The sequence below is a fragment of the Paenibacillus sp. FSL R7-0345 genome, from assembly GCF_038595055.1.
Lineage (GTDB): Bacteria > Bacillota > Bacilli > Paenibacillales > Paenibacillaceae > Paenibacillus_AQ.
Window position 1 is genome coordinate 4,286,981 of the sequence record NZ_CP152002.1, and the last position, 20,139, is coordinate 4,307,119.

Genomic DNA, 20,139 nt, shown 5'->3' on the forward strand with positions numbered 1-20,139 from the left:
CTCAAGCGGTTATTACCCAAATTTTCATTCCTCTTCATCGCTTAACCTCGACTGCAAAATAGTACGCCGCCGAATGCCGTTCATCCCAAACCGCTGACAGCTTAAAAATATATTCCCCAGGCTCCCCCGGGATGGTGTAGCTGTACTGATTCTGCTTGGCGGTCCATTCCGGACTTTCTTCCGGCTCAATTAAGCTCAGATACAGCGTCTCCGGCTTCGGCGAAAATCTGAACTTTAGCTTTGCTCCGCCGGCGGCGGTTACCATAGCTTCTTTGACCGTTTCATAGAAAAGATCGGGGTGCGGCGGATCTCCGCAGATTCCCTCAGTCTCTGTTACCGCCCAGCAGTATTCTCCGCTTGTGACGGGAATCTGCTCTTTGTGCAGCGTTACTTCCGGTTTAACCGGTTCATCCGGCATCACTAGCGGTCCCGTGCATCCGGAGAGCAGCAGACAAGCCAAGGCGAACGCTAATAGAAACAGCATGATTTTTCTCATTTTATGCCTCCCGCACTTTACAATATGCAGAATCCGCTTTATTCTCCCTCCGGGTCAACAGCCTGCTCTCCCTGCCAGTATTCATGCTCCAGTATTGAATACAGATACGAGTCATGCCAGGCGCCCTTATGCCACATATGCTCCCGCAGGTGGCCTTCGTATCGCATACCGATCTTCTGCATAACCTTCGCGGAACCGATATTTTCCGGACGGCAGGTGGCATAGATCCGGTGCAGGCCGAATTCCCCGAACCCGAGCCGAAGCAGTGCTGCTGCAGCCTCACTCGTATATCCCCGCTTCCAGAACAAAGGGTTAAAGCAGTACCCGATTTCGCCCTGCCGCGGCCCGGTGAGATGAATGCCGCAGCCGCCCAGCAGCCGGCCGGTATCCCGCAGCACAACTGCCAATTCATAGCTCTGGCGCGGTGACTGATTCTGCATATCTATCATCGAACGAATATATTCTCTTGTCTCCTCTTCCGTGTTCGGGCCCCAGATCATATACCTGGTCACCAGCGGATCTGAAGCATAGGCATGGACCGCCTCCAGATCCCCAGGCACGAGCTCCCTTATGATTAAACGTTCCGTTTCCAGCTGCACAGCCAGACCACATCCTTTTATATATCAGTTTTAATGACTTTGTTATATTCTCTCAGAAATACAAAAAGGCCACAATGACCAGCATTGCGGCTTAAAGCATTTTTATAATTAATCTTCGTACTTATTTCCGCCAGAAGGTGGCGCAGTCTGCTTTATCCAAAACGTTGAATTCGATCATTTCTGCAAGCAAGGTGTAGTCTACCGGGCTCTCCCATTTAATCCTCAGCAGCTGCTTCGTATGATCATAGCCTGCTTCTACGATTTTGTCCGAGAAACGATTGATTCCCGCAACCTCCGGAGCCACTGCCAAATGCTGTTTGGATACGCTAAAGCCGATAATAAAGGTACCATGATCGGTGTACATCGGCTGATTCCAGGCCATCTTAGGCACCAGATCAGGATACTTCTCCGCTACCCACTTCAATACTTCCTCTGTCCGGGCACGGTGAGTGGGATTGTTGATTCCCTCCAGATACTCTGCAAAAACCTCCATATTCGCCTCCCGTCTCTTTACACCTGATTATTTGGTTTCAACTATATCGGATACAGAATGGTTAGTCAAAAATACAGGTTTACGTCAAATCCTTACTCTTGACCGTAAAGCTGCGCACCTTCATCCACTTTCCGCCGACTGCTTCATCAACTGATCCGTTTTTGGTCCGGACACAGAATTTATGAGACGTTCCCCGGTCAAAACCGGTTGCCTCATACAGCAGATCATCACCCGCCTGTCCCTTGAAATACACCTGCTTCAGGCCAAGCCGGCTTAACAGCTCCTGTTTTACACTTTCGATATAGGCTCTTGAATATTCTTTGGACATGCTTCTTCCTCCCGGGATGTTCATTCATGTAATTTTTTTTATAAGGAATCCGCTCTAAGCTCACTCCTCCCCGTCACTGAACAGCTCCCGTAACACAGCTTTGCGGTTCTCCAGGAATTGTCTTGTAAGAATGTAATGCAGCGTATCTTCGTACCGGATCTCTGCGGCAGGCTGACTGTCAAAATTCAGAATCTGCGCATCCGGATAACCGAGCAGGATCGGCGAGTGAGTGGCAATGATAAACTGCGCTTCCTTGTCCAGATCCTTGATGATACGCATCAGCGACAGCTGCCGGGCGGGTGAAAGAGCAGCTTCGGGCTCGTCCAGCAGGTAGAGGGCTTTTTTGCCGAAACGGTTGTTGAACAGAGATAAAAACGCCTCCCCATGCGACTGCTTATGCAGCGACTGCCCCCCGTAATACCGCAGGCTCTCAGGCATCGTATCCAGATGGGAGGCAAAGTGGTAAAAGGTCTCGGCCCGCAGAAAAAATCCGTTCGTGATCTTCGGCAGCCAGGACAGCCGGATATGATCACCAAGCGCAGAATGGGCAGCATCTACCTCATAGGTATTGTTCCGTCCGCCGCCTGCCGTATTATAGCCGCACTGATAAGCAATCGCCTCAAGCAGGGTGGATTTGCCCGACCCGTTTTCTCCAACCAGAAAAGTAACATTAGTCTTGAACTCAATGGTATGCAGCTGCTTCAGCGCCGGGATGGAGAAGGGATAGCGGCCGGGGTCCGGAACATTTTGCAGCAGGAGCTCCAGTCTTCGCAGGAACATGTTATCAACTCCAACCTCTTTTGATAGTAAAATAATCTGTCCGTTCAGTCCCCGCCCGTTGCTTCATAATACAGCTCATCCTGCGCCTTAACGAGCACGCCATCCTTAATAAGGCTCATGGACTTAATGTCCTTACTGGCCGGATAGCTCATCAGTGCCTTAGTCACTGCTTCCCGGTTCTGCTTGGTGCTGATCTGATACACCAGGATCGAATCGTCTTCATTCTGCAAAATAAGATCGTACATCCGGAACTCTTCCCCATCAGCTTTGCTGGTAACCGGATGCTCGGTCAGCGTCTGCAAATCCATCCAGGACATGACTGAACGGTGCACGCCTGACCCGTAAGAGTAAGCATACACAAGATCCCTCGCTCCGTCACCATTCACATCATAAGGTACAACGCTCGTTACCCCGCTGCCGCCAAAACCGGTCCCCAGCACCGCAGCTTTTCCATCCGCCACCACATAGGTCTCCAGACTGCCGCTATCCTTAAACAGCTGATGTCCCGTCTCCTCCCATACATCCTCCGGAGTCATTTCAGACAGCTTGCCTGTTATTGCAGAGGAGTTCCCCTTCTGTTCCACTGACTCTTGAATAATCGTCTCCGCTTCCTGTACAGACAGCTTAGTGGGCTTTGCATCTGTTGTACAAGCAGTGAGCAAGAGGCCGGCTGCCGCCACACACGTACTCAATCCTGTGAAATATTTTATCCGCATCATACCCTCACCTTCCTGATATCTTTATTGAACCAGTGGACGTACCCGCAGCGGTCGCAGGTCAGAATATTAGCCGAACGGTTGGCAAAATCCAGATTTAAAAAGCTTAATAAAGCCGTATTCAGCTGGGCAAAGCCATGATCAAACCGGTCATGCCGGCAATGAACACAGTTGACACGCAGGCCGTTCACCTCATAGGGTGCCGGACCCCGCATCTCCTTGATATTTTTAGAAAATATTTTTAAAAACCTTCCAGCGCTGTTTGCCACTATGCAGTCCTCCAGTCAGTACGCTTTTGTGTTTATACGCCTCCTAATTTTGGAAGTTTCAGCAAAAGACCGATTTGACGGGGAAGCTGTGACAGATACCATCTTGCAATACAACCGGTAAGCCTTTATTCTAAGGTTTATTGTTTGTCAATACGGGGAGGCTTTGAGTTTGAACACGATTCCATATTATATTGTAGACGTTTTTGGCGAAAAGAGATATGCCGGCAATCAGCTGGCCGTGTTCCGCCACGCCTCGAATCTGCCGCAGGAGCTGCTGCAGACGATCGCGAAGGAGATCAATTTTGCCGAAACTACGTTCATCGGGTCGGACGAGCAGGTTGATGGCGGCTATAATGTGCGGATATTTACACCGGATACTGAGGTACCTTTTGCAGGTCATCCGACGCTCGGGACAGCGTACATTATTCGGCAGGAGATTGAACAGAAGCGTAAACAGGGGCTTGGGCTTGCAGCGGATTCCGGCGGCACCATTACCCTGAATCTTGGCGTCGGGCAGATTCCCGTTACTGTGGCAGATCAGCAGGAGCTGTGGATGAAGCAGAAGCCGCCGCAATTCGGGCGGACGGTTGACCCGGCTGTAATTGCAGGAATTCTGGGTATTAACGCCGCAGAGCTTGACCCGGATTTTCCTGTACAGGAGGTATCCACCGGCCTTGCTTCGATTATTGTGCCGCTCCGCTCTCTGGAGGCGGTGAATGCTTGCCGGCTTAACCATGCGGCCTTTGAGGCCTTTCTGGCGACAGCTTTCCGCGCGAACATCCTTGTCTTCTGCAAAGAGACGGTTCAGGCAGACAATAATCTTCATGTGCGCGTGTTCTGTGAGGACTCCGGATTTCCGGAGGATGCTGCTACTGGGAGTGCGAACGGTAACCTGGCAGGCTATTTGCTGAAATATGATTATCTGGGCGCGAGTGAGCTCCGGTACCGTGTTGAACAGGGATACAAGATCGGCAGGCCCTCGCTGATTCATGTCAAGGCTTCTTTAAAAGACAGCTCGTATGACATTAACGTCGGAGGACAGGTGCATCCGGTTGCCCGGGGAGAATGGATTATCGATTAAAAACAGGCGCTAGGATTCCTGTGCAGGAGTTCTTGCGCCTGTTTTTCTTTTATCTCAGCAAAGGTTTGTTATAGCCCTTGTCCTCATACGACTGCAGCTTGTCGAGCCAGTGCTTGAGCATCTGCTTGCATTCCCATTTAATATCGGTGATATCATCCGTCTCTTTCTGCTCCAGCACCTCATAGGTGAAGCTGTCCGCACCAAGCTCCTTCCAGTCCTTCTGCAGGCCCGCATTGGCGAACCGTCCCATATCCAGCTGCATCTGCAGGGTAAACCACTTGTTCTTCAGGTTGGAAAAGGTGTCCACATAGATTTTTCCGCTAACCTTATTGGTGATCTGAACAGCCCCCATATAGGTTTTGATCTGTTTATATTCTTCCTGCAGCTCCTTGCGCTTGCTTTTGTCCATTTCAATTTCCCCTTTCATTGCTCAGCCCTTCGTTTTGCCCAAGCTTAATAGCCCATTTCCTTCAGCACCCGTGCCAGAACGCTAAGCCGCTCCCCGATCATTTCGCCGTCCTCGCCCAGTGCCTGGGCAAACAGCTTGATATCATTACCGATCATCGGGTTGTCGGTGCAGACCGATACATTCATGGCATCGCCCTGCAGTCCGATGCGGTCAATCTGCGGGTTCTCGGCATCATACAGATCTGGCATCCGGTAGGCCTCCTGAAAATACAGGCTGCTTCTGCAGATTAGAATCGCCAGATCCAGCACCCGGTGCATCGGCAGCTCCTCCGACTGTCTTGACCACTTCTCTCCCGTATGTCTCCACACCTTGGCTGAAATATCGACCTTGCCCCGGTCATTCCACTGGGCCAGACCCAGGGACAAGCCTTGGGCATCCGTATTTCCGGCATACCGGCCGTCCACCTGCTCATAATTTTCGGACACGATTACAGGCTTATGTTTGAGGGTTGTTGGTATTTTCATTTTGCACGCTCCAGTTTTAGAATAATTCATTTGTCATTCGCTGAAATTCAATTTTAGTAATTTAGTAATTTAGTAATTTACTAATTCACTAAATCCAAAATCATAATACCCCTTCGATCCAGCATCTGTCAATCACCAGACAAAAAAAAGGAATGCCCCAGACTATCCGTCTGTGGAGCATTCCTTAGTTAGAAGATGCCACTTAATCCGGCTATTTGGCTTACCGGCTGAATTCAAGGGCATTTATGCCCTTCTTTTCGCGCAGATAGCCCCAGAGGCTGAATTCAAAGGCCTTTATGCCTCTCATTCCGCCTATTTGGCCTCAGCGGCTGAATTCAAAGGCATTTATGCCCTTCATTCTGGTTAAGCAGCCGCGGATTCTCCTAGGCAATCCCCCACTCAAGGAGGATTGCCTGCCGCTAGTCAAATATTTACGTGCGGCGCATATAAGCGCGGACCGTAATTGGTGCAAAGACCGCTACAATTACCGCTGCTCCAATCAGCGAATACACCAGATCAGAGCCTACCGTGCCTGAATTAGTCAGATTACGGACAGCGGTAACGAGATGGGAGATCGGGTTGATTTTGACGAACCATTGCAGCCAGCCGGGCATCGTATCAGCGGGAACAAAGGCGTTGGACATGAAGGTCAGCGGGAACAGCACGATCATCGAAATCCCCTGTACGCTGGAAGCCGTGCGCGCAATGACGCCGAAGAAGGCAAAAATCCAGCTGATTGCCCACGAACAGCCGATGACCAGCAATGCCGCGAGAGCTACATAACCAAGGCCGCCTTCCGGGCGGTAGCCCATCAGATAACCCATTGTGAAGGTTAGCACAGTAGCAATCGTATAGCGGACGGTATCAGCCAGCAGCGCACCCGCCAGCGGGGCAATGCGGGAGATCGGCAGTGACTTGAAGCGGTCGAATACACCTTTTTCCATATCCTCACGCAGCTGCACGCCCGTTACAATCGAGGTGGTGATTACCGTCTGCACCAGAATCCCGGGGATAATGACCGGCAGATAGCTGACCACGTCGCCTGAGATTGCACCGCCAAAGATATAAGTGAACATCAGGGTGAAAATGATCGGCTGCAGTGTGACGTCGAACAGCTGCTCAGGTGTACGCTTGATTTTGAGCAGCCCCCGGTAAGCCATGGTAAGTGAATTGCGCACAGACTGGCGTAGACTGGAATGATTTTTTAATTGGCGCTCTGCGCCCGGTTTAATGAGTGTACTCATAGTGCTGACCCTCCACATTTTTTACTTTTCCCGTTGCCTGTAAGGCATCATCTTCTGCTCTGCTTCCCGTCAGCGACAGGAATACTTCATCCAGTGTCGGCTTTTGCACGCTCATTTCCGACAGCAGAACCCCTGCCTCACGGAGAGCAATAAGCAGGTCGGTTACGGCATCGGCGTTGCCCATCGGAGCTGTAATCGTTGAGGCTTCTGCTGAAATAGCGCTCTGGACGCGGAGTACACGCTCCACCGTCTGCCGGGCCAGCTGGATCTGCTGCGGATGCTCTACCCTGAGATGCAGTGAAGAGCTGCCGACCGAGGATTTCAGATGATCCACAGTCCCCTCGGCGACGACCCGGCCATGATCGATTACGGCGATCCGGTCAGCCAGCTGGTCCGCTTCCTCCAGATACTGCGTGGTCAGCAGCACAGTGGACCCCGAACCTACCAGCCGGCGGATCGTATCCCACATCTGGTTACGGGTCCGCGGGTCAAGCCCGGTTGTCGGCTCATCCAGAAAAATCAGCGGCGGCTGGGCGATCAGACTCGCCGCCAGATCCAGACGGCGGCGCATCCCGCCGGAGAAGTTCTTCAGCGGCCGTCTGGCCGCTTCGCTCAGCCCGAATTCCTCCAGCAGCTCAGCTGCCTTGCGTTTGGCCTCGCTGCGTCCCAATCCAAGCAGCCGCGAGAAAATCACCAGATTCTCGGTTGCGCTAAGCGATTCATCCACTGAGGCATACTGCCCGGTCACACCGATTAACTGCCGCACAATCTGCGGCTCCTTTACTACATCGTGCCCGAAGATTCTGGCTGAACCGCCGTCGGGTCTGAGCAGTGTGGCCAGCATGCGGATCGCGGTTGTTTTTCCCGCCCCGTTCGGCCCGAGTACCCCATAAATCGAACCTGTGGGCACCTGCAGATCAACGCCATCCACCGCGCGGTTGTCCCCGAAAATTTTGACCAGACCCTGCGCTTCAATCGCCAATCCGCCTTGCTTCGCAGCCTTGCTCGTTAGTTGACTCATTATCTTCTCCTCCTGCACTGCTAATATATAAGGATCTTAAATCCCTTATTTAAACTGAATGTAAACGTGTATGTATCCTTTCAGCAGTTCCAGTGCTTTCAACCGTTCACTGCTGCCTCATTATACTCCCGGCCTCCCGCCTTGCTTAACCGTCTGCAAGACCATTTATGTCTCCGCCCCGGGACGTAGTGACAATAGGTCATTTATTGCATATACTAATTACGTAACTGGTTACCTTTATTTTGATTGAAGGAGATGAGTCTTTTGGAGGAGAAGGATCAGCAGGCGTATATTCTGGGTGCTTTACTTATGCTTGCCAACCGTGTTCAGGTACTGGGGGATAAGCTCGACGAAAAAATTACGATGAAGCAGTGGCTGCTGATTGCTGTTATTTTAAAAAGCGGATCAGCTGCACCTGCCCTGAGCGATCTGGCTGCCATGATCGGCAGCTCCAGGCAAAATGTGAAGAAGATGGCTTTGCTGCTGGAGAAACAGGGCCTGGTTACGCTCGCCAAAGATCCGCAGGATGCGCGGGTTGTCCGTGTGCGGCTTACGGATAGCTGCATGGTCTATTTTGCGGGCAGGAGCAGGGATGAAGAACAATTCATGGCAAGGTTATTCAATGATTTTGACGAGGAATTAACGGGCAGCCTGTTCCGCGGATTAGCCGGGCTGAGCCGGAATATCACCCGGATGGAAGATGGTTCGAGAGCTGATGACAAAGGGGTAGAGTAATCATGATTGCATTGATCATTACTGTAGTATGTCTTGCCGCCATCGCTTTCTTTTGGAACATTGCCTATTCCTCAACCAGGGCTCAATTTCAGAAGCTCACCCTCGGCCTGATGACCGGCGAACCGGCTATAGATACCGTATTTACCGCAGAAGATTGGACGGCACTTCCACCGCCGGTGCGGAGATATTTTGAAACGTCGGGATTTACAGGTTATCCGAAGATGTCCGCGATGAAAGCTAAATTCCGTAATGTAAAGTTTAGCCTGGGTCCCGGCAAACCCGCTATTACGATCGGATATACTCAATGTAATTCCGCTCTGCAGACGTCCAGAATTGCCTTTATCGATACGAAGATGTACGGCATTCCTTTTCAGGGGCTTGATACCTATGTAAATGGTGCAGGGGGAATGAAGGGTGTTTTGGGCAAGGCGTTCACTCTGTTTGATCAGCGGGGTGCAGAAATGGACCAGGCCTGTATGGTTACCTTTCTGTCAGAAGTAATGCTGCTGCCAAGCGCTGCAATTCAGAACTGCATCACCTGGAAACCAATTGATGATCTGCATGCTGAAGCCGTTATTTCACGGTATGGCAGCACAGCCAGCGGAGTTTTCAGCTTTCACGAGAATGGCGAATGCCAATCCTTCACTACAAATGACCGGACTGCTGTTGGCATGGACGGCTCCAGGCAAAAGGTGCGCTGGAGCGCTTATATGGATGATTACAGCGTTATGGACGGCATCCGCCTACCTACCCGTCTTAGAGCCGTATGGCACTATGATGAGGGAGACCTCGTATACTTTGACAGCAACAATTTCCGTTTAGAATACCGTTGAGTCTGAGCCCGGCGATCTAAACGTAATCCTTCACCTTGCACAGCCAGACCATATGCGGATTGCCGGGGCCCCAATAATCCGGAACAGTCACGTAAGGCTCGCCGAACTTCCGCAGCCATTTCTGCTGGGCGCGGGTGTAGCCGCTGTCAAGACAGAACTGTCCAATTTCCTGTTCGTTCAGCCACCCGGCCATACTGCGGATCAGCGCCGATCCGATCCCGCGGTTCTGATACTGCGGCAGCACATATAAACTGCCCAGCTCGCCCACCCTGTTCAGCCGTCCGCCTGTGCATACCCGGATTTCCTCACCGCAGGGGCCGAAGGATATGGTTCCGGCCGCTTCACCCTCAACGGATGCCAGCAAGAAAAAAGTACCCGGATTAGTCCCGCAGATGGCAGACTTAAGCAGCTCCTTTTTCCCCTCAATTTCCTGGTCAATATCCTCACGCAAATCGCCAAGCCCTTCCTGCTCGAAGGCATCCGTAATCGAGATTTCAAAAATCCTGTTAGCTGCGCTCCTGTCCCCGGATGTTAGTTTGCTTATGGTCAGCTCATTATGCATTCTCTTAGACACCTCAAACCCAGATTAAGCATGTGCTCATGCGTATAGTTTACACAAAATCAGCGGGAAAGTCGCCAATTATTGCATATTACACCCCTTATATTCCGCTATTTTGGGCAACCAGATCATCCCAATCCGGAGCTGCTGCCCCTGACTGCCGCTTCAGCCTGTCAAAAGCCCCGTTTAATGCGGCAAGCTCATGCACCGATCCGTCAATCATCCGGGCAACGGGCAGATTATGATACAGCTTGAGGAACAGATACATGAGCTTGCGGTAGGAGCGGACTGCCTTAACCTGGCCTGCCGGAACAACTGTATAGCCTAATGTCTCAAGCACTTTAAAGCCTTCATCCATCGCACTGATGATCTGCAGCAGGAGCTTCTTGTTTCGCGCCAGCTTTTTGACATTCCCACCTACGGCAAATGTGGCAAGATTCATCGGCAAAATCGTGATAATGTGGCTTTTCAGCCAAGTATCTATATCGGTGAGAAAGCTCAGCTTATACCGGGTATGCTTAAAGACCTCTGTCAGCATGTCATGAAAAGGAACCGGTCCGTCCAGCGTCCCAAGCACCATCTGCCCCCCTGCGCGGACACAGATCATCCGGTCCTGTTCCCGCCGCCCGCCGCTGAGCTGGAAGCCAAACGCAATATTTTTCTTATGCAGACTAAGCTCCTGCAGATTTCTCTGTGTATCATGCGCCTCCGGATTATTGCCTACGAGAATAATATTACTGCTGGCATTCTTCGCAAGCACGGGCAGGACAGCCGGAAAGTCATTAAATTTCATCACGACAAATATAAGATCATACTGCTCCTCCGGCAAAAGAGTGCTGATTACCTTCACCTTATCGGTGGTCGTCTTACGCTGAAAATAATGGCGGATAACCAGCCCGTCCCGCTTCAGCTCCTCCGCCCGGCTTCCTCTCGCCAGGATGGTCACCTCATTACCGCCCCGGATCAGCACATGCGCCAGATAGCTGCCGAGTACCCCTGCACCATAAACTAATGTCTTCATCGATTACTCCTTTTTTTGAACAAATGTTGTTTTTCATTCATTTGTCCAATATAATTCAGCTTATTCTTATGTACAATTGTTAAAATCGGCGTTTTTGTCGGTTACCCGACAGAATGTATGCAGATGTTCGATAACGTTGTATAAGCCGGATCAAAAGAGGAGTTTGCGCATGGACAGACGAGTCCGGAAGAGCCAGGAATCCATTATGGATGCCCTGATTAGCCTGATGGCCGAAAAGGAATTTGAGAAGATTACCATTAATGAAATTGCCGGGCGTGCTGATGTTAACCGCGGAACGGTCTATGCCCACTACACGGATAAATACCAGCTGCTGGAGCTATGTATTGAGAGTCATTTGGATCAGCTGATCGCAAGCTGTATGCCGCAGGAAGAGCTGAATGAACCGCCTTATCCTACAAAAGACGCCTTATTGCGTGTATTCAGCATGCTGGAGCAGCATACCGCCTTTTACACTACCCTCTTGACTACAAAAGGGGTTCCCGCTCTGCGCAGCCGTCTGCTGGAGATGATCTGCCTTAGCATCAGGGAGCAATTTGCAGAGCAGCTATTCCCCGCCGGTGTGGATCAGGAGGTCCGGATTCAATTTATAGCATCGGCGACGGTGGGTGTTATCGAATGGTGGTTCACGAACCCTGTGCCCTACTCTGCCGAAGAGATTACCGGGCAGCTGTGGAGCCTGCTGGAAATGAATCATATGCTGCCTGATAAACAGCCTGTCTGAGTAAAATCGGCTGCTGCAATAATATACTATAAGCCTCACAGCCTTTCAGTGTACGATTCTTGTTGACTACAGATCAGGAGGTCATCATGAATCTTACCGCTTTTCTTTTATACTGCGTTGTTGTTACCTTTACCCCGGGACCGACCAATATCGTGATTCTGTCCGCTGTGCAGATCAGCAGCATCAGGCAGGTGATGAAATATGTCTGGGGCGCAACGCTTGCCTTTGGCTTATTGCTCGCCGTGTCTGCCCTGCTGAACCGGATGCTTGTTGTCCTCCTGCCGGGTGTACTTACAGTCATGCAGCTGGTTGGCAGCCTGTATATGCTGTATCTTGCCTTGCAGATTTACCGGATGAACGCAGCAGCACAGAATTCCTCCACATCCAGCTTCACCGCCGGTCTCCTGATGCAATTTGTGAACCCCAAGGTGATCCTGTTCACCTTAACCGTAATACCGAGCTACGTGCTGCCTTATTACAGCTCTCCGTTCATTCTGACAGTGTTCGTTATTGTAATAACGGTAATCGGCTTTTTTGCTTTTATGGCCTGGCTGTTGTTCGGCACTTTATTCAGAGCTTTTCTGCAGAATCACCGGCGGCTGGCGAACACTGTTATGGCGCTGTTTATGGTATACTCGGCGGTAATGGTTTCAGGCATTTTATAGAGATGGAGGCGGAAGCTGTGGAGCAGTTTATTTACAAAAAATCAGACGACATCCTGGCCCTGACCGCGAGCATAAGCGACTTCACTTATAAAAAGCACTGCCACGAGGAGTTTGCAGTCGGTGTCACACTGCGCGGCATCCAGCAGTATCAGCTCAGCGGCAGCTTGCAGTCCTCGCACCAGGGCGGTGTCATGCTCTTTAACAGGGAACAGTATCATGACGGCAGCTCTTATGACCGTGACGGAATTGACTATGTGATGCTCTATCTGCGGCCGGAGCTGGTGACTGAGGTGCTGGGCAGCCGTGAGCTGCGCTTCGATACTCCAATTATGTATGACCGCGGGCTGGCACAGCATATTTGCGCCATTTCCGATGCGGTCCAATCCGGCAAAGACGAGGCACTGGGCAGTGAACTGCTGCTGTCCCTGATTGAACGGCTCGCCCGTACAGCTGACGATACAACCGTAAGAACCGCTAAAACCGACACCCTGTTCATGGAACGGGCCAAAGAAATGATGCTGAACCGCCTCGGGGACGTACTGGGGCTGGACGAGCTGTGCCTGGAATTCGGCATGTCCAAGTTCCAGTTTATACGCGGATTCAAGCAGCATGCCGGCATTTCGCCTTATCAGTTCTTTCTGAACTGCAAGGTTGAGCACGCGAGACGCTCCATCGAACAGACCAGGGATATCTATGCGGCGGTGGCAGAATGCGGCTTCTTCGACCTGACCCATCTGAACCGGCATTTTAAAAGCATGTTCGGCATCACGGCCTATGAATATCTGTCCCAGCTTAACTAAACAAAAAGAAGCTCCACGGTAGCACTGGCTACCTGCGGAGCTTCTTTTTGGCGTTTGGCTATAGCTGCTGTTTCTTCCTTACAGGAATCCAGATTTCGCTTCTGTACGCCGGTGACGACGTATCTTTACTTTCATTCCAGAGGATTTCGGGACCCTCCACCAGCTCGTAATGCGAGGACGGGAACCATTCCGAATAGATTCTGCCCCATACATTCTGCAGCGTCTCCGGAAAAGGGCCAACCGCTTCAAAAACCGCCCAGGTTCCCGCAGATACCTCCAGCCGGGCGAAGTGATCCGGAATCTCTAGTGTCGTAGCTACCCCGATATAGTGGTCCAGCTCCCCTTTTTCCTCCATCCGTCCTTCCGAAAAATTCACCGAGGCACTAATCATTCCCTGCGGAGCTATGTTGGAGAGCGCCTTGAGCTGACTGATCAGCTCCATGTTCAGGCTTTGCCACATTGCGGCAATTTCCGGGTTCACCCCTTCAAAAACAATCGGCACTCTTTTGTGCAGTCCGGTAATGCGGAACGCTTCCTTGTCTTCAATCCGGTAATTCATTTCATTTCCTCCTCTGACCGTTAACTGGAATGTCATCCGGGGAAAGGCCTTCAGCGGCTGTCCATTCAATCTGGCCTCCGAAGGAGTCACACCGTGGAACAGCTGAAACGCCTTGGTAAAAGCATCGGGCGAGCTGTAGCCATAGGTCACGGCAATATCGATAATCCGCAGCGGGCTGTGCTGCAGGTCAAATGCGGCCAAAGTAAGCCGTCTGCGGCGTACATATTCAGAAAGCGGAATCCCCGCCAAAAAGGAAAACATCCGTTTAAAATGATACTCCGAGCACAATGCCAGCCTGGCCGCTTTTTTGTAATCAATATCTCCGGCCAGCTGCTGCTCGATATAGCCGAGGGCCTTATTCATCTCCTCCAGCAGATTCATGCGCCTGCCTCCTTTCCTTAACTCCAGAGTAACAAAATGATTACCAGACGTTCCGACAGTTGGTGCACAGGATTGACGGATTCACCGTTCTGCTCAAACAGCCGGCTCCTCAAGCGAAATCGTGCTCAGTATATCAATAAACTGCTGCTTGCTCTGCGGATCTTTGTCCAGGTTCGTAAATTCCAGAATGTAGATCACTTTATCCCGGATGGATACAATCCCGTAATAGGTATTATGCGTTCCGGTAATGCCCGACGCCGCTGTTCCGTTATCCGCATCGAGTGTGATTAATCTGCAGTCTCCAGCCGGGAGCTGCAGTGTTTCGTCATAGATCACCGAGCTGTGATTAGGCAGCGCGTGATTAAATTCAAAATCGGCTTCATAAGAACTGGAAGAAATCCGGCCTACTGCCATTCCCCGTTCGTTGTTCATCAAATAATTCATCTGGTCCCCTTTATCCAGCTCCCACCCGTCCGGCAGCTTAATAACGAGTGATGTCAGATCGTAGACCGGAACCTCTGCAGCCGCAACTACGCCGTCCTGACTATTGACCTGCGCATCCTCTTTGCTTCCGCTGACAAAACATCCGGTAAGGGTCAATATCAGGCATACGGTCAAAATGATGGTCTTACTCACACTTGGCATAACACTTTTCATCCCCCATGGTTTGTCAGGCTGATACAGCTGCTTCTCCAAACAGTATATCTGATTATTTAGAAATATTATCCTACAGGTAGTAATGCAGTAATCTTTCAGTTGCAATATAATTAGATATACATATAATTAGATATACATATAATTAGATTATATTCTAATCATAAACTGAAGGAGTCTGACAATGAAAAGTAAACTGGATAACTTTCTGGACACTAACCGTAAACTGCGCAGCTGGCCGGCCAAGCGTTCCAATCAAAGAATCGTCATGGAGTATCTGAGCACGAATTTTGCAGCGGATGTGGAATATTCCGAAGCGGAGGTTAATGAGATCATTAAAGATAACCACACCTTCAACGATCACTGTTTTCTGAGGAGAGAGCTGGTAGATTTCCGGCTGCTCGGAAGAACCGGTGACGGCAGCAGGTACTGGAAGCTTCCGCAGCCCGCAGGCCCTGAGCAGAGCTGAGCAACAACGCAATAAGCCTGCCGCCCCGGCTTACGGAGGCTTGCAGGCTTATTCGTTAACACCAATCCGCCCATTCCATCATACATAGTAGTAATAGGAAGGGCGGGATAGGGATGGGTACCAATAGCGGGTTTGAGCAGCGGGCGATTTTTCTGGCAGCCGTATGCAGTCAGACGTATGTGCAATTTAGTAATCCGGACGGCTTATTTGTGGTACCGCAGAATTATGCGCTGAGACATACCATCTATGCCAAATCCTTTAACAACAGGCGCGAACGGTTCGGCTTTATCCTGGAATCTCCGGATGAAATTATCGTTGCCTTCCGCGGCACCAGCCAGCAAGCCGACTGGATATCCGATCTGATCGCCTCGCAGCGCAGCTTTAAATATATCAAGCAGGACTGCCTGACCCACCGCGGGTTCACCGACATCTACGCCACCGCCAGAAATGAGCTGATCTCGGCACTCTCCGCACTGCCAGCCGGCAAGACACTGACCATTACAGGCCACAGCCTTGGTGCTGCCCTTGCCACCTTATGTGCTGTGGATGCAGCCGCCAACACCGCCTTTACCTCACCGGTTCTGTACACGTATGGTTCTCCGCGCGTCGGTGATCCTGCTTTTAAAAAAGTATTCAACTCGTATATCCGTACCAGCTACCGCATCGCCAATACCTTTGACGCCGTCACCTTTGTTCCGCCCACTGTCTACAAACTGCCTAAACGGGACAAAAGATATTATTACAACCACGTTCCCGAGCTAATTACACTCACCTTCCAGCTTGGAGCAGTCGGGCTGAATCATATCATCAGCAGCTACTTTGCCGAGCTTGCCAAGCTTGATCCGGTATATGCCGGGCAGCTGTGCCAGTCTAACCCCGGTTTCTGTCCGGCCACCATTCCGGTAGCAGTACCCGTCCCTTTAATTTGAGACAGGATGCCTGCTGATGAACTGCAGTGCCGTTTGTCCCGCCTCCGCCGGCTGCAGCAGCCAGACATAAGCGTGCATTGAACCGGAAATCCGTTCCTTTTCGGCCTGCTTCACCAGACCGGCAAAGTGATTCAGGCTGCTGCGGACGCGTTCGTCCGCCCACTCTGATTCACTCGGCATAAACAGCACCGGGCATTGGAGATGCCGGTAGTACTCTTCAAACTTAGAATCCCAGAATTTCTGAATATACTCTGTGCGTACACGATTCAGAAAACAGTAGGTGTATCTCCCGTCTTCCAGCTGCTGCAGACTGTTCTCATAGAACGGCTGGAAATACGCATTCCACAGGCCTTCTTTTTCCAGCTCAGCACGCTCTTCAGCGACATACTCCTCTCTTGATGTAAATATGCGCTCCTCCCTCTCCAACAGTTCAGCCCGCATAATCTCTTTCTTTTGTTCCATCTCCTCCGGCGCCCCGTTAAACAAACCGTGCTCGCCGAACTCATTGCAGAGCGCCCCTTCGCAGACCAGCGACTGCACCAGCTCCGGATGTGTGGCAGCCAGGCTTAGGCCGATTTCCGCCCCCATTGAGCTGCCGACAACATGGCAACGCTCAACCTGAAGCTCACGGAGCAGCAGATAAAGATCCTGTGCCATATCGTCGATATGATAGCCGGTCTGCGGCTTATCCGATTTGCCGTGTCCGCGGAAGTCCGGTGCGATGATACTGTACCGCTCTGCAAACTGCGGAAGGATACCGTTCCACATATGCAGATTGCCGCCGCTGAAATGGAGAAATAGTATGGTCTCCCTGCCCTCTTTTAACGAATGCATTACGTTCAGCCTGATCGGACCCAGTTCAATGATTTCCTCAAACATAATATGATGTACCTCCTATGTACTGCTTGCTTATGCACCGCCTGATCGTTTTGTACCCGCAGCGTACCTCGTAAAGATAGGTAATATCCGGAAAACTGTCAACGATATTTCTGCTATCCGCAGTATAAAAAGACAGCCCCGTACCGCCGGAAGCGGACTGAACTGCCTATTTTTCATCAACCTATGTTACAGAGACTCTCTGATCACACGCTTGTAATACAGCACAGACAGGAAACCGAAGATCGAATACAACACTGTATACAGCACCATCACCAGAATCATCGGTGTCAGCATTTCTGTACCGAAGAAGAACCAGCCGGATTTGACTGCAAAATAGCTGTGGCACAGTCCGATTACGAGCGGGATACCGAAATTAAATAGCTGCTTAAACTGTATGCCGCGCAGCAGATCACCCTGGGTAAAACCAAGCTTGCGCAGAATAGTATAGCCGTTCTTTTCCTCTTCACCTTCATCCATCTGCTTGAAGTACAGAATACAGCCCGAGGTAATCAGGAAGGTTAGGCCAAGAAAGCCGACAATAAACATAATCAGGCCCATATTGCTCCGCTGGTTCAGTTCATATTCATACTGGGAAAAGCTCGGGTACTCCGGTTTCTGTTCCATGAAAATCTTATTAGCCTCAATCCGCAGTGAACGGTCGGCCAGTTCGATCCCGTAATACTCTCTTTTCCCTTCTCCTCTTTGCACCTTTGGATTCTGGACTTTAACAAATTCCTCATATATGCTCTCATCCACCACAAAGATGGCACCGCCTCCGCCATAATAATAGGGTAGAACAGCATCAGGAGAGCTGCCGTTAACCTGCAGGCTGACTGGTCCGTTTATCGTATCAAATTTGACTTCACCTGAATCGCTGAGTGACATGAACTTCTGCAGCGCGCCGCCGTAACCGACAATCGTTGTCTCTCCCGGCTGCAAATCCATACCTTTAATATCCTTTTCGCTGAGTACAGCGGTTAGAAGAAGACGGTCCTCCGGTGATTTAAAAGCTGATTTGTCCATGATCCCGCTGGCATCCACTTCCATCATGATGGGCTTCATGTAAATCTCTTTGTACTTAATCTTTTGCGCATCCAGCGCCTGGACAAACTTCTCCTTCGCTTCCACACGGGCAAACCCGAAATCATCCGGTGAGCTCTCTTTGGCCGTAGCCTCTGCCGAATAATAGGAAATGTAACTGAGCGAGAGCAGGCCAATTGCAAGCGCTGATACAGTCGTGATGATTGTCAGCAGCAGCGCGTTCGACTTCATCCGGAACATGATAGAAGACAGCGAGAGTACCTCATTGATCGACAGGTAGCCCTGTTTGCTCTTGCGGATGGCATTGAACAGGAAGCTGACTGAACCTTTATAGAACAGATAGGTTCCAATAATGACCAGGGCCAGAATCGTAATCATCGCCCGCATCAGCTCGGACATTTCTGTATATTTGCCGCTGAACAGCTGGGTTGAAATGTAATAGCCGCCCCCGACAAAAGCGATGCCAAGGAGTCCGAGAACAATCTCCCACAACGGCATTTTGCGGATCTGTGTCTGCGTGGTGGCATTTACTTTAAACAGGGACAGAATGCTCTGGCCTTTGATAAACGTATAGTTCATCAGCATAATCAGCACATAGATCGCCGCAAAAACGATGATCGTCCGCACCAGCGCCTCTGACGAGAAGCGCAGCTCGGCCATCGCGTCGATCTCCAGGATTTTGAACAGGATCATCAGAATCAGGCGCGACACTGCGAATCCGGCGGCAATCCCGGCAACCATGGATCCGAAATAGAGCATCAGGTTCTCGGCGCTGAGCAGCCTGAAAATTTTGCCTTTGGTGAGTCCGATCAGCTGGAATAATCCGATCTCCCGGCTGCGCCGCTTGATGAAGATCGTGTTCGCATACAGAAGGAAAATCGCGACGATTGCGACCAGCAGGATCGAGGAAGTTCCGATCGCTGCGCCTCCTTTTACCGAACCGGCAACCTCGTCCATCGAAGGATCAAACTGCAGGGTAACGAAGGAGAAATACAATGCCACACTGAAAATAAGGGCAAAGACGTACAGGTAATAGTTCTTGATGTTCTTTTTGAGATTGCGGTAAACAATATAATTCAGGTTCATGACTGGACACCGCCCAATACGCCCTGGGTTTTGATAATATCATTAAAGAAGGACTGCCGCGGTTCATCCCCCTTGTTCAGCTGGGTGTAAATTTGCCCGTCGCGGATAAACACTACCCTGCTGCAATAGCTCGCCGCCACCGGATCATGCGTAACCATCACAATAGTCGCCTGACGCCCCTGGTTCATGTCCGACAGCTTGTTCAGCAGGTCAGAAGCGGATTTGGAATCCAGCGCCCCGGTCGGTTCATCGGCAAAAATAATACTCGGCTCATGCACGAACGCCCGCGCTGCCGAGGTCCGCTGCTTCTGCCCGCCGGAAATTTCCGCCGGATATTTATTTTGCAGCTCGGCAATGCCCAGCTCGCCAGCCACCTGCGCGAACCGCTGATGTGCTTCCTTCTTGGAGATTCCGGTGATTGAGAGCGGCAGCAGCACATTTTCTTTGACGGTCAATGTATCCAGCAGGTTATACTCCTGGAAAATAAACCCCAGATGATGCTTGCGGAACTCCGCCAGCTGCTTCTCCTTCATTCCGGTAAATTCCTTGCCTTCAATTTCAATTGTCCCCTGGCTGACCCGGTCGATGGAGGACAGCACATTCAGCAGGGTTGTTTTGCCTGAACCGGACGCGCCCATTATGCCAACGAACTCGCCTTTGTCCACCTGCAGGTCGATCCCCTTCAGTACTTCCTGCTTGTTAAATTTATTTCCGTAGGTTTTGTAAATTTTATTGGCTTGTAAAATGACCACTTCGCAACCACTCCTTTTCTGTACCTCAATCATACCGGGGCCGGGGCTTACGTTCCTGCGTTTCACCTAACAAT

The 20,139-nt window shown here is 50.9% G+C and carries 26 protein-coding genes; 8 read left to right on the forward strand and 18 right to left on the reverse strand.

What is annotated here, in order from left to right:
• Positions 1-34 precede the first annotated feature (34 nt).
• The 7 genes from NST84_RS18410 to NST84_RS18440 form a co-directional block, all read right to left on the reverse strand.
• A complete protein-coding gene (locus tag NST84_RS18410; RefSeq protein WP_342561619.1) occupies positions 35-496 on the reverse strand; it encodes a hypothetical protein in 462 nt (153 codons plus the stop codon).
• Positions 497-534: 38 nt separating this feature from the next.
• The gene (locus NST84_RS18415; protein WP_342561620.1) at positions 535-1,095 is read right to left on the reverse strand and encodes a GNAT family N-acetyltransferase; all 561 of its coding nucleotides are present in this window, start codon (positions 1,093-1,095) and stop codon (positions 535-537) included.
• 121 nt (positions 1,096-1,216) lie between these two features.
• Complete coding sequence (locus NST84_RS18420; protein ID WP_342561621.1) at positions 1,217-1,588, reverse strand: iron chaperone; 372 nt, start codon at positions 1,586-1,588, stop codon at positions 1,217-1,219.
• A 79-nt stretch (positions 1,589-1,667) separates the two neighbouring features.
• Entirely contained in the window at positions 1,668-1,916 is a 249-nt protein-coding gene (locus tag NST84_RS18425; protein WP_342561622.1) for a hypothetical protein, read from the reverse strand.
• A gap of 60 nt (positions 1,917-1,976) precedes the next feature.
• Positions 1,977-2,696 carry an AAA family ATPase gene (locus NST84_RS18430; RefSeq protein ID WP_342561623.1) on the reverse strand — a complete coding sequence of 240 codons (720 nt, stop codon included), beginning with the start codon at positions 2,694-2,696 and terminating at the stop codon, positions 1,977-1,979.
• A gap of 44 nt (positions 2,697-2,740) precedes the next feature.
• Positions 2,741-3,415, reverse strand: a complete 675-nt coding sequence (locus NST84_RS18435; protein WP_342561624.1) for a hypothetical protein — start codon at positions 3,413-3,415, stop codon at positions 2,741-2,743.
• Complete coding sequence (locus NST84_RS18440; protein WP_342561625.1) at positions 3,412-3,681, reverse strand: hypothetical protein; 270 nt, start codon at positions 3,679-3,681, stop codon at positions 3,412-3,414. The genes NST84_RS18435 and NST84_RS18440 overlap by 4 nt, the downstream gene beginning before the upstream one ends.
• A 169-nt stretch (positions 3,682-3,850) precedes the next feature.
• On the opposite strand from NST84_RS18440, the gene NST84_RS18445 reads away from it, so the two are divergent.
• Positions 3,851-4,762, forward strand: a complete 912-nt coding sequence (locus tag NST84_RS18445; RefSeq protein WP_342561626.1) for a PhzF family phenazine biosynthesis protein — start codon at positions 3,851-3,853, stop codon at positions 4,760-4,762.
• A gap of 49 nt (positions 4,763-4,811) precedes the next feature.
• Here the strand turns inward: NST84_RS18445 and NST84_RS18450 are convergent, their stop codons facing one another.
• From NST84_RS18450 to NST84_RS18465, 4 genes are all read right to left on the reverse strand, one after another.
• Positions 4,812-5,171 (reverse strand): GIY-YIG nuclease family protein, encoded by a 360-nt coding sequence (locus NST84_RS18450; RefSeq protein WP_342561627.1) that lies wholly within the window; start codon positions 5,169-5,171, stop codon positions 4,812-4,814.
• Positions 5,172-5,215: 44 nt separating this feature from the next.
• On the reverse strand, positions 5,216-5,695 hold the full coding sequence (locus NST84_RS18455; RefSeq protein WP_342561628.1) for a DUF6530 family protein: 480 nt from the start codon (positions 5,693-5,695) through the stop codon (positions 5,216-5,218).
• Positions 5,696-6,126: 431 nt separating this feature from the next.
• Positions 6,127-6,939 carry an ABC transporter permease gene (locus tag NST84_RS18460; RefSeq protein ID WP_342561629.1) on the reverse strand — a complete coding sequence of 271 codons (813 nt, stop codon included), beginning with the start codon at positions 6,937-6,939 and terminating at the stop codon, positions 6,127-6,129.
• On the reverse strand, positions 6,923-7,960 hold the full coding sequence (locus NST84_RS18465; RefSeq protein WP_342561630.1) for an ATP-binding cassette domain-containing protein: 1,038 nt from the start codon (positions 7,958-7,960) through the stop codon (positions 6,923-6,925). Before NST84_RS18465 ends, NST84_RS18460 begins: the two co-directional genes overlap by 17 nt.
• Before the next feature lie 264 nt (positions 7,961-8,224).
• On the opposite strand from NST84_RS18465, the gene NST84_RS18470 reads away from it, so the two are divergent.
• Together NST84_RS18470 and NST84_RS18475 are read left to right on the forward strand one after the other, a co-directional pair.
• The gene (locus tag NST84_RS18470) at positions 8,225-8,695 is read left to right on the forward strand and encodes a MarR family transcriptional regulator (protein WP_342561631.1); all 471 of its coding nucleotides are present in this window, start codon (positions 8,225-8,227) and stop codon (positions 8,693-8,695) included.
• Positions 8,696-8,697: 2 nt separating this feature from the next.
• Entirely contained in the window at positions 8,698-9,528 is an 831-nt protein-coding gene (locus NST84_RS18475; RefSeq protein ID WP_342561632.1) for a DUF6544 family protein, read from the forward strand.
• 16 nt (positions 9,529-9,544) lie between these two features.
• Here the strand turns inward: NST84_RS18475 and NST84_RS18480 are convergent, their stop codons facing one another.
• Positions 9,545-10,102 carry a GNAT family N-acetyltransferase gene (locus NST84_RS18480; protein WP_342561633.1) on the reverse strand — a complete coding sequence of 186 codons (558 nt, stop codon included), beginning with the start codon at positions 10,100-10,102 and terminating at the stop codon, positions 9,545-9,547.
• 85 nt (positions 10,103-10,187) lie between these two features.
• Positions 10,188-11,108 (reverse strand): 2-dehydropantoate 2-reductase N-terminal domain-containing protein, encoded by a 921-nt coding sequence (locus tag NST84_RS18485; RefSeq protein WP_342561634.1) that lies wholly within the window; start codon positions 11,106-11,108, stop codon positions 10,188-10,190.
• A gap of 169 nt (positions 11,109-11,277) precedes the next feature.
• Between NST84_RS18485 and NST84_RS18490 the strand changes: the two genes are divergently transcribed.
• The 3 genes from NST84_RS18490 (at position 11,278) to NST84_RS18500 (ending at position 13,315) form a co-directional block, all read left to right on the forward strand.
• Positions 11,278-11,850: a TetR/AcrR family transcriptional regulator gene (locus NST84_RS18490; RefSeq protein ID WP_342561635.1), complete on the forward strand. Its 573-nt coding sequence runs from the start codon at positions 11,278-11,280 to the stop codon at positions 11,848-11,850.
• An 86-nt stretch (positions 11,851-11,936) separates the two neighbouring features.
• Positions 11,937-12,515, forward strand: a complete 579-nt coding sequence (locus NST84_RS18495; protein ID WP_342561636.1) for a LysE family transporter — start codon at positions 11,937-11,939, stop codon at positions 12,513-12,515.
• A gap of 17 nt (positions 12,516-12,532) precedes the next feature.
• Positions 12,533-13,315 carry an AraC family transcriptional regulator gene (locus NST84_RS18500; protein ID WP_342561637.1) on the forward strand — a complete coding sequence of 261 codons (783 nt, stop codon included), beginning with the start codon at positions 12,533-12,535 and terminating at the stop codon, positions 13,313-13,315.
• 58 nt (positions 13,316-13,373) lie between these two features.
• Here the strand turns inward: NST84_RS18500 and NST84_RS18505 are convergent, their stop codons facing one another.
• Positions 13,374-14,255, reverse strand: a complete 882-nt coding sequence (locus NST84_RS18505; protein WP_342561638.1) for a GyrI-like domain-containing protein — start codon at positions 14,253-14,255, stop codon at positions 13,374-13,376.
• 93 nt (positions 14,256-14,348) lie between these two features.
• Positions 14,349-14,912 carry a hypothetical protein gene (locus tag NST84_RS18510; protein ID WP_342561639.1) on the reverse strand — a complete coding sequence of 188 codons (564 nt, stop codon included), beginning with the start codon at positions 14,910-14,912 and terminating at the stop codon, positions 14,349-14,351.
• Between the two features lie 181 nt (positions 14,913-15,093).
• Between NST84_RS18510 and NST84_RS18515 the strand changes: the two genes are divergently transcribed.
• Positions 15,094-15,378 (forward strand): DUF2087 domain-containing protein, encoded by a 285-nt coding sequence (locus NST84_RS18515; protein WP_342561640.1) that lies wholly within the window; start codon positions 15,094-15,096, stop codon positions 15,376-15,378.
• A 113-nt stretch (positions 15,379-15,491) separates the two neighbouring features.
• Positions 15,492-16,307 (forward strand): lipase family protein, encoded by an 816-nt coding sequence (locus tag NST84_RS18520; protein ID WP_342561641.1) that lies wholly within the window; start codon positions 15,492-15,494, stop codon positions 16,305-16,307.
• Here NST84_RS18520 and NST84_RS18525 read toward each other — a convergent pair.
• The 3 genes from NST84_RS18525 to NST84_RS18535 form a co-directional block, all read right to left on the reverse strand.
• Positions 16,299-17,186: an alpha/beta hydrolase gene (locus NST84_RS18525; protein ID WP_342561642.1), complete on the reverse strand. Its 888-nt coding sequence runs from the start codon at positions 17,184-17,186 to the stop codon at positions 16,299-16,301. The two genes, NST84_RS18520 and NST84_RS18525, sit on opposite strands and share 9 nt — an antisense overlap.
• A gap of 186 nt (positions 17,187-17,372) precedes the next feature.
• Positions 17,373-19,313 (reverse strand): ABC transporter permease, encoded by a 1,941-nt coding sequence (locus tag NST84_RS18530; protein ID WP_342561643.1) that lies wholly within the window; start codon positions 19,311-19,313, stop codon positions 17,373-17,375.
• Positions 19,310-20,065, reverse strand: coding sequence for an ABC transporter ATP-binding protein (locus tag NST84_RS18535; protein WP_342561644.1), 756 nt, complete (start codon positions 20,063-20,065; stop codon positions 19,310-19,312). The genes NST84_RS18530 and NST84_RS18535 overlap by 4 nt, the downstream gene beginning before the upstream one ends.
• Between the last annotated feature and the right edge of the window lie 74 nt (positions 20,066-20,139).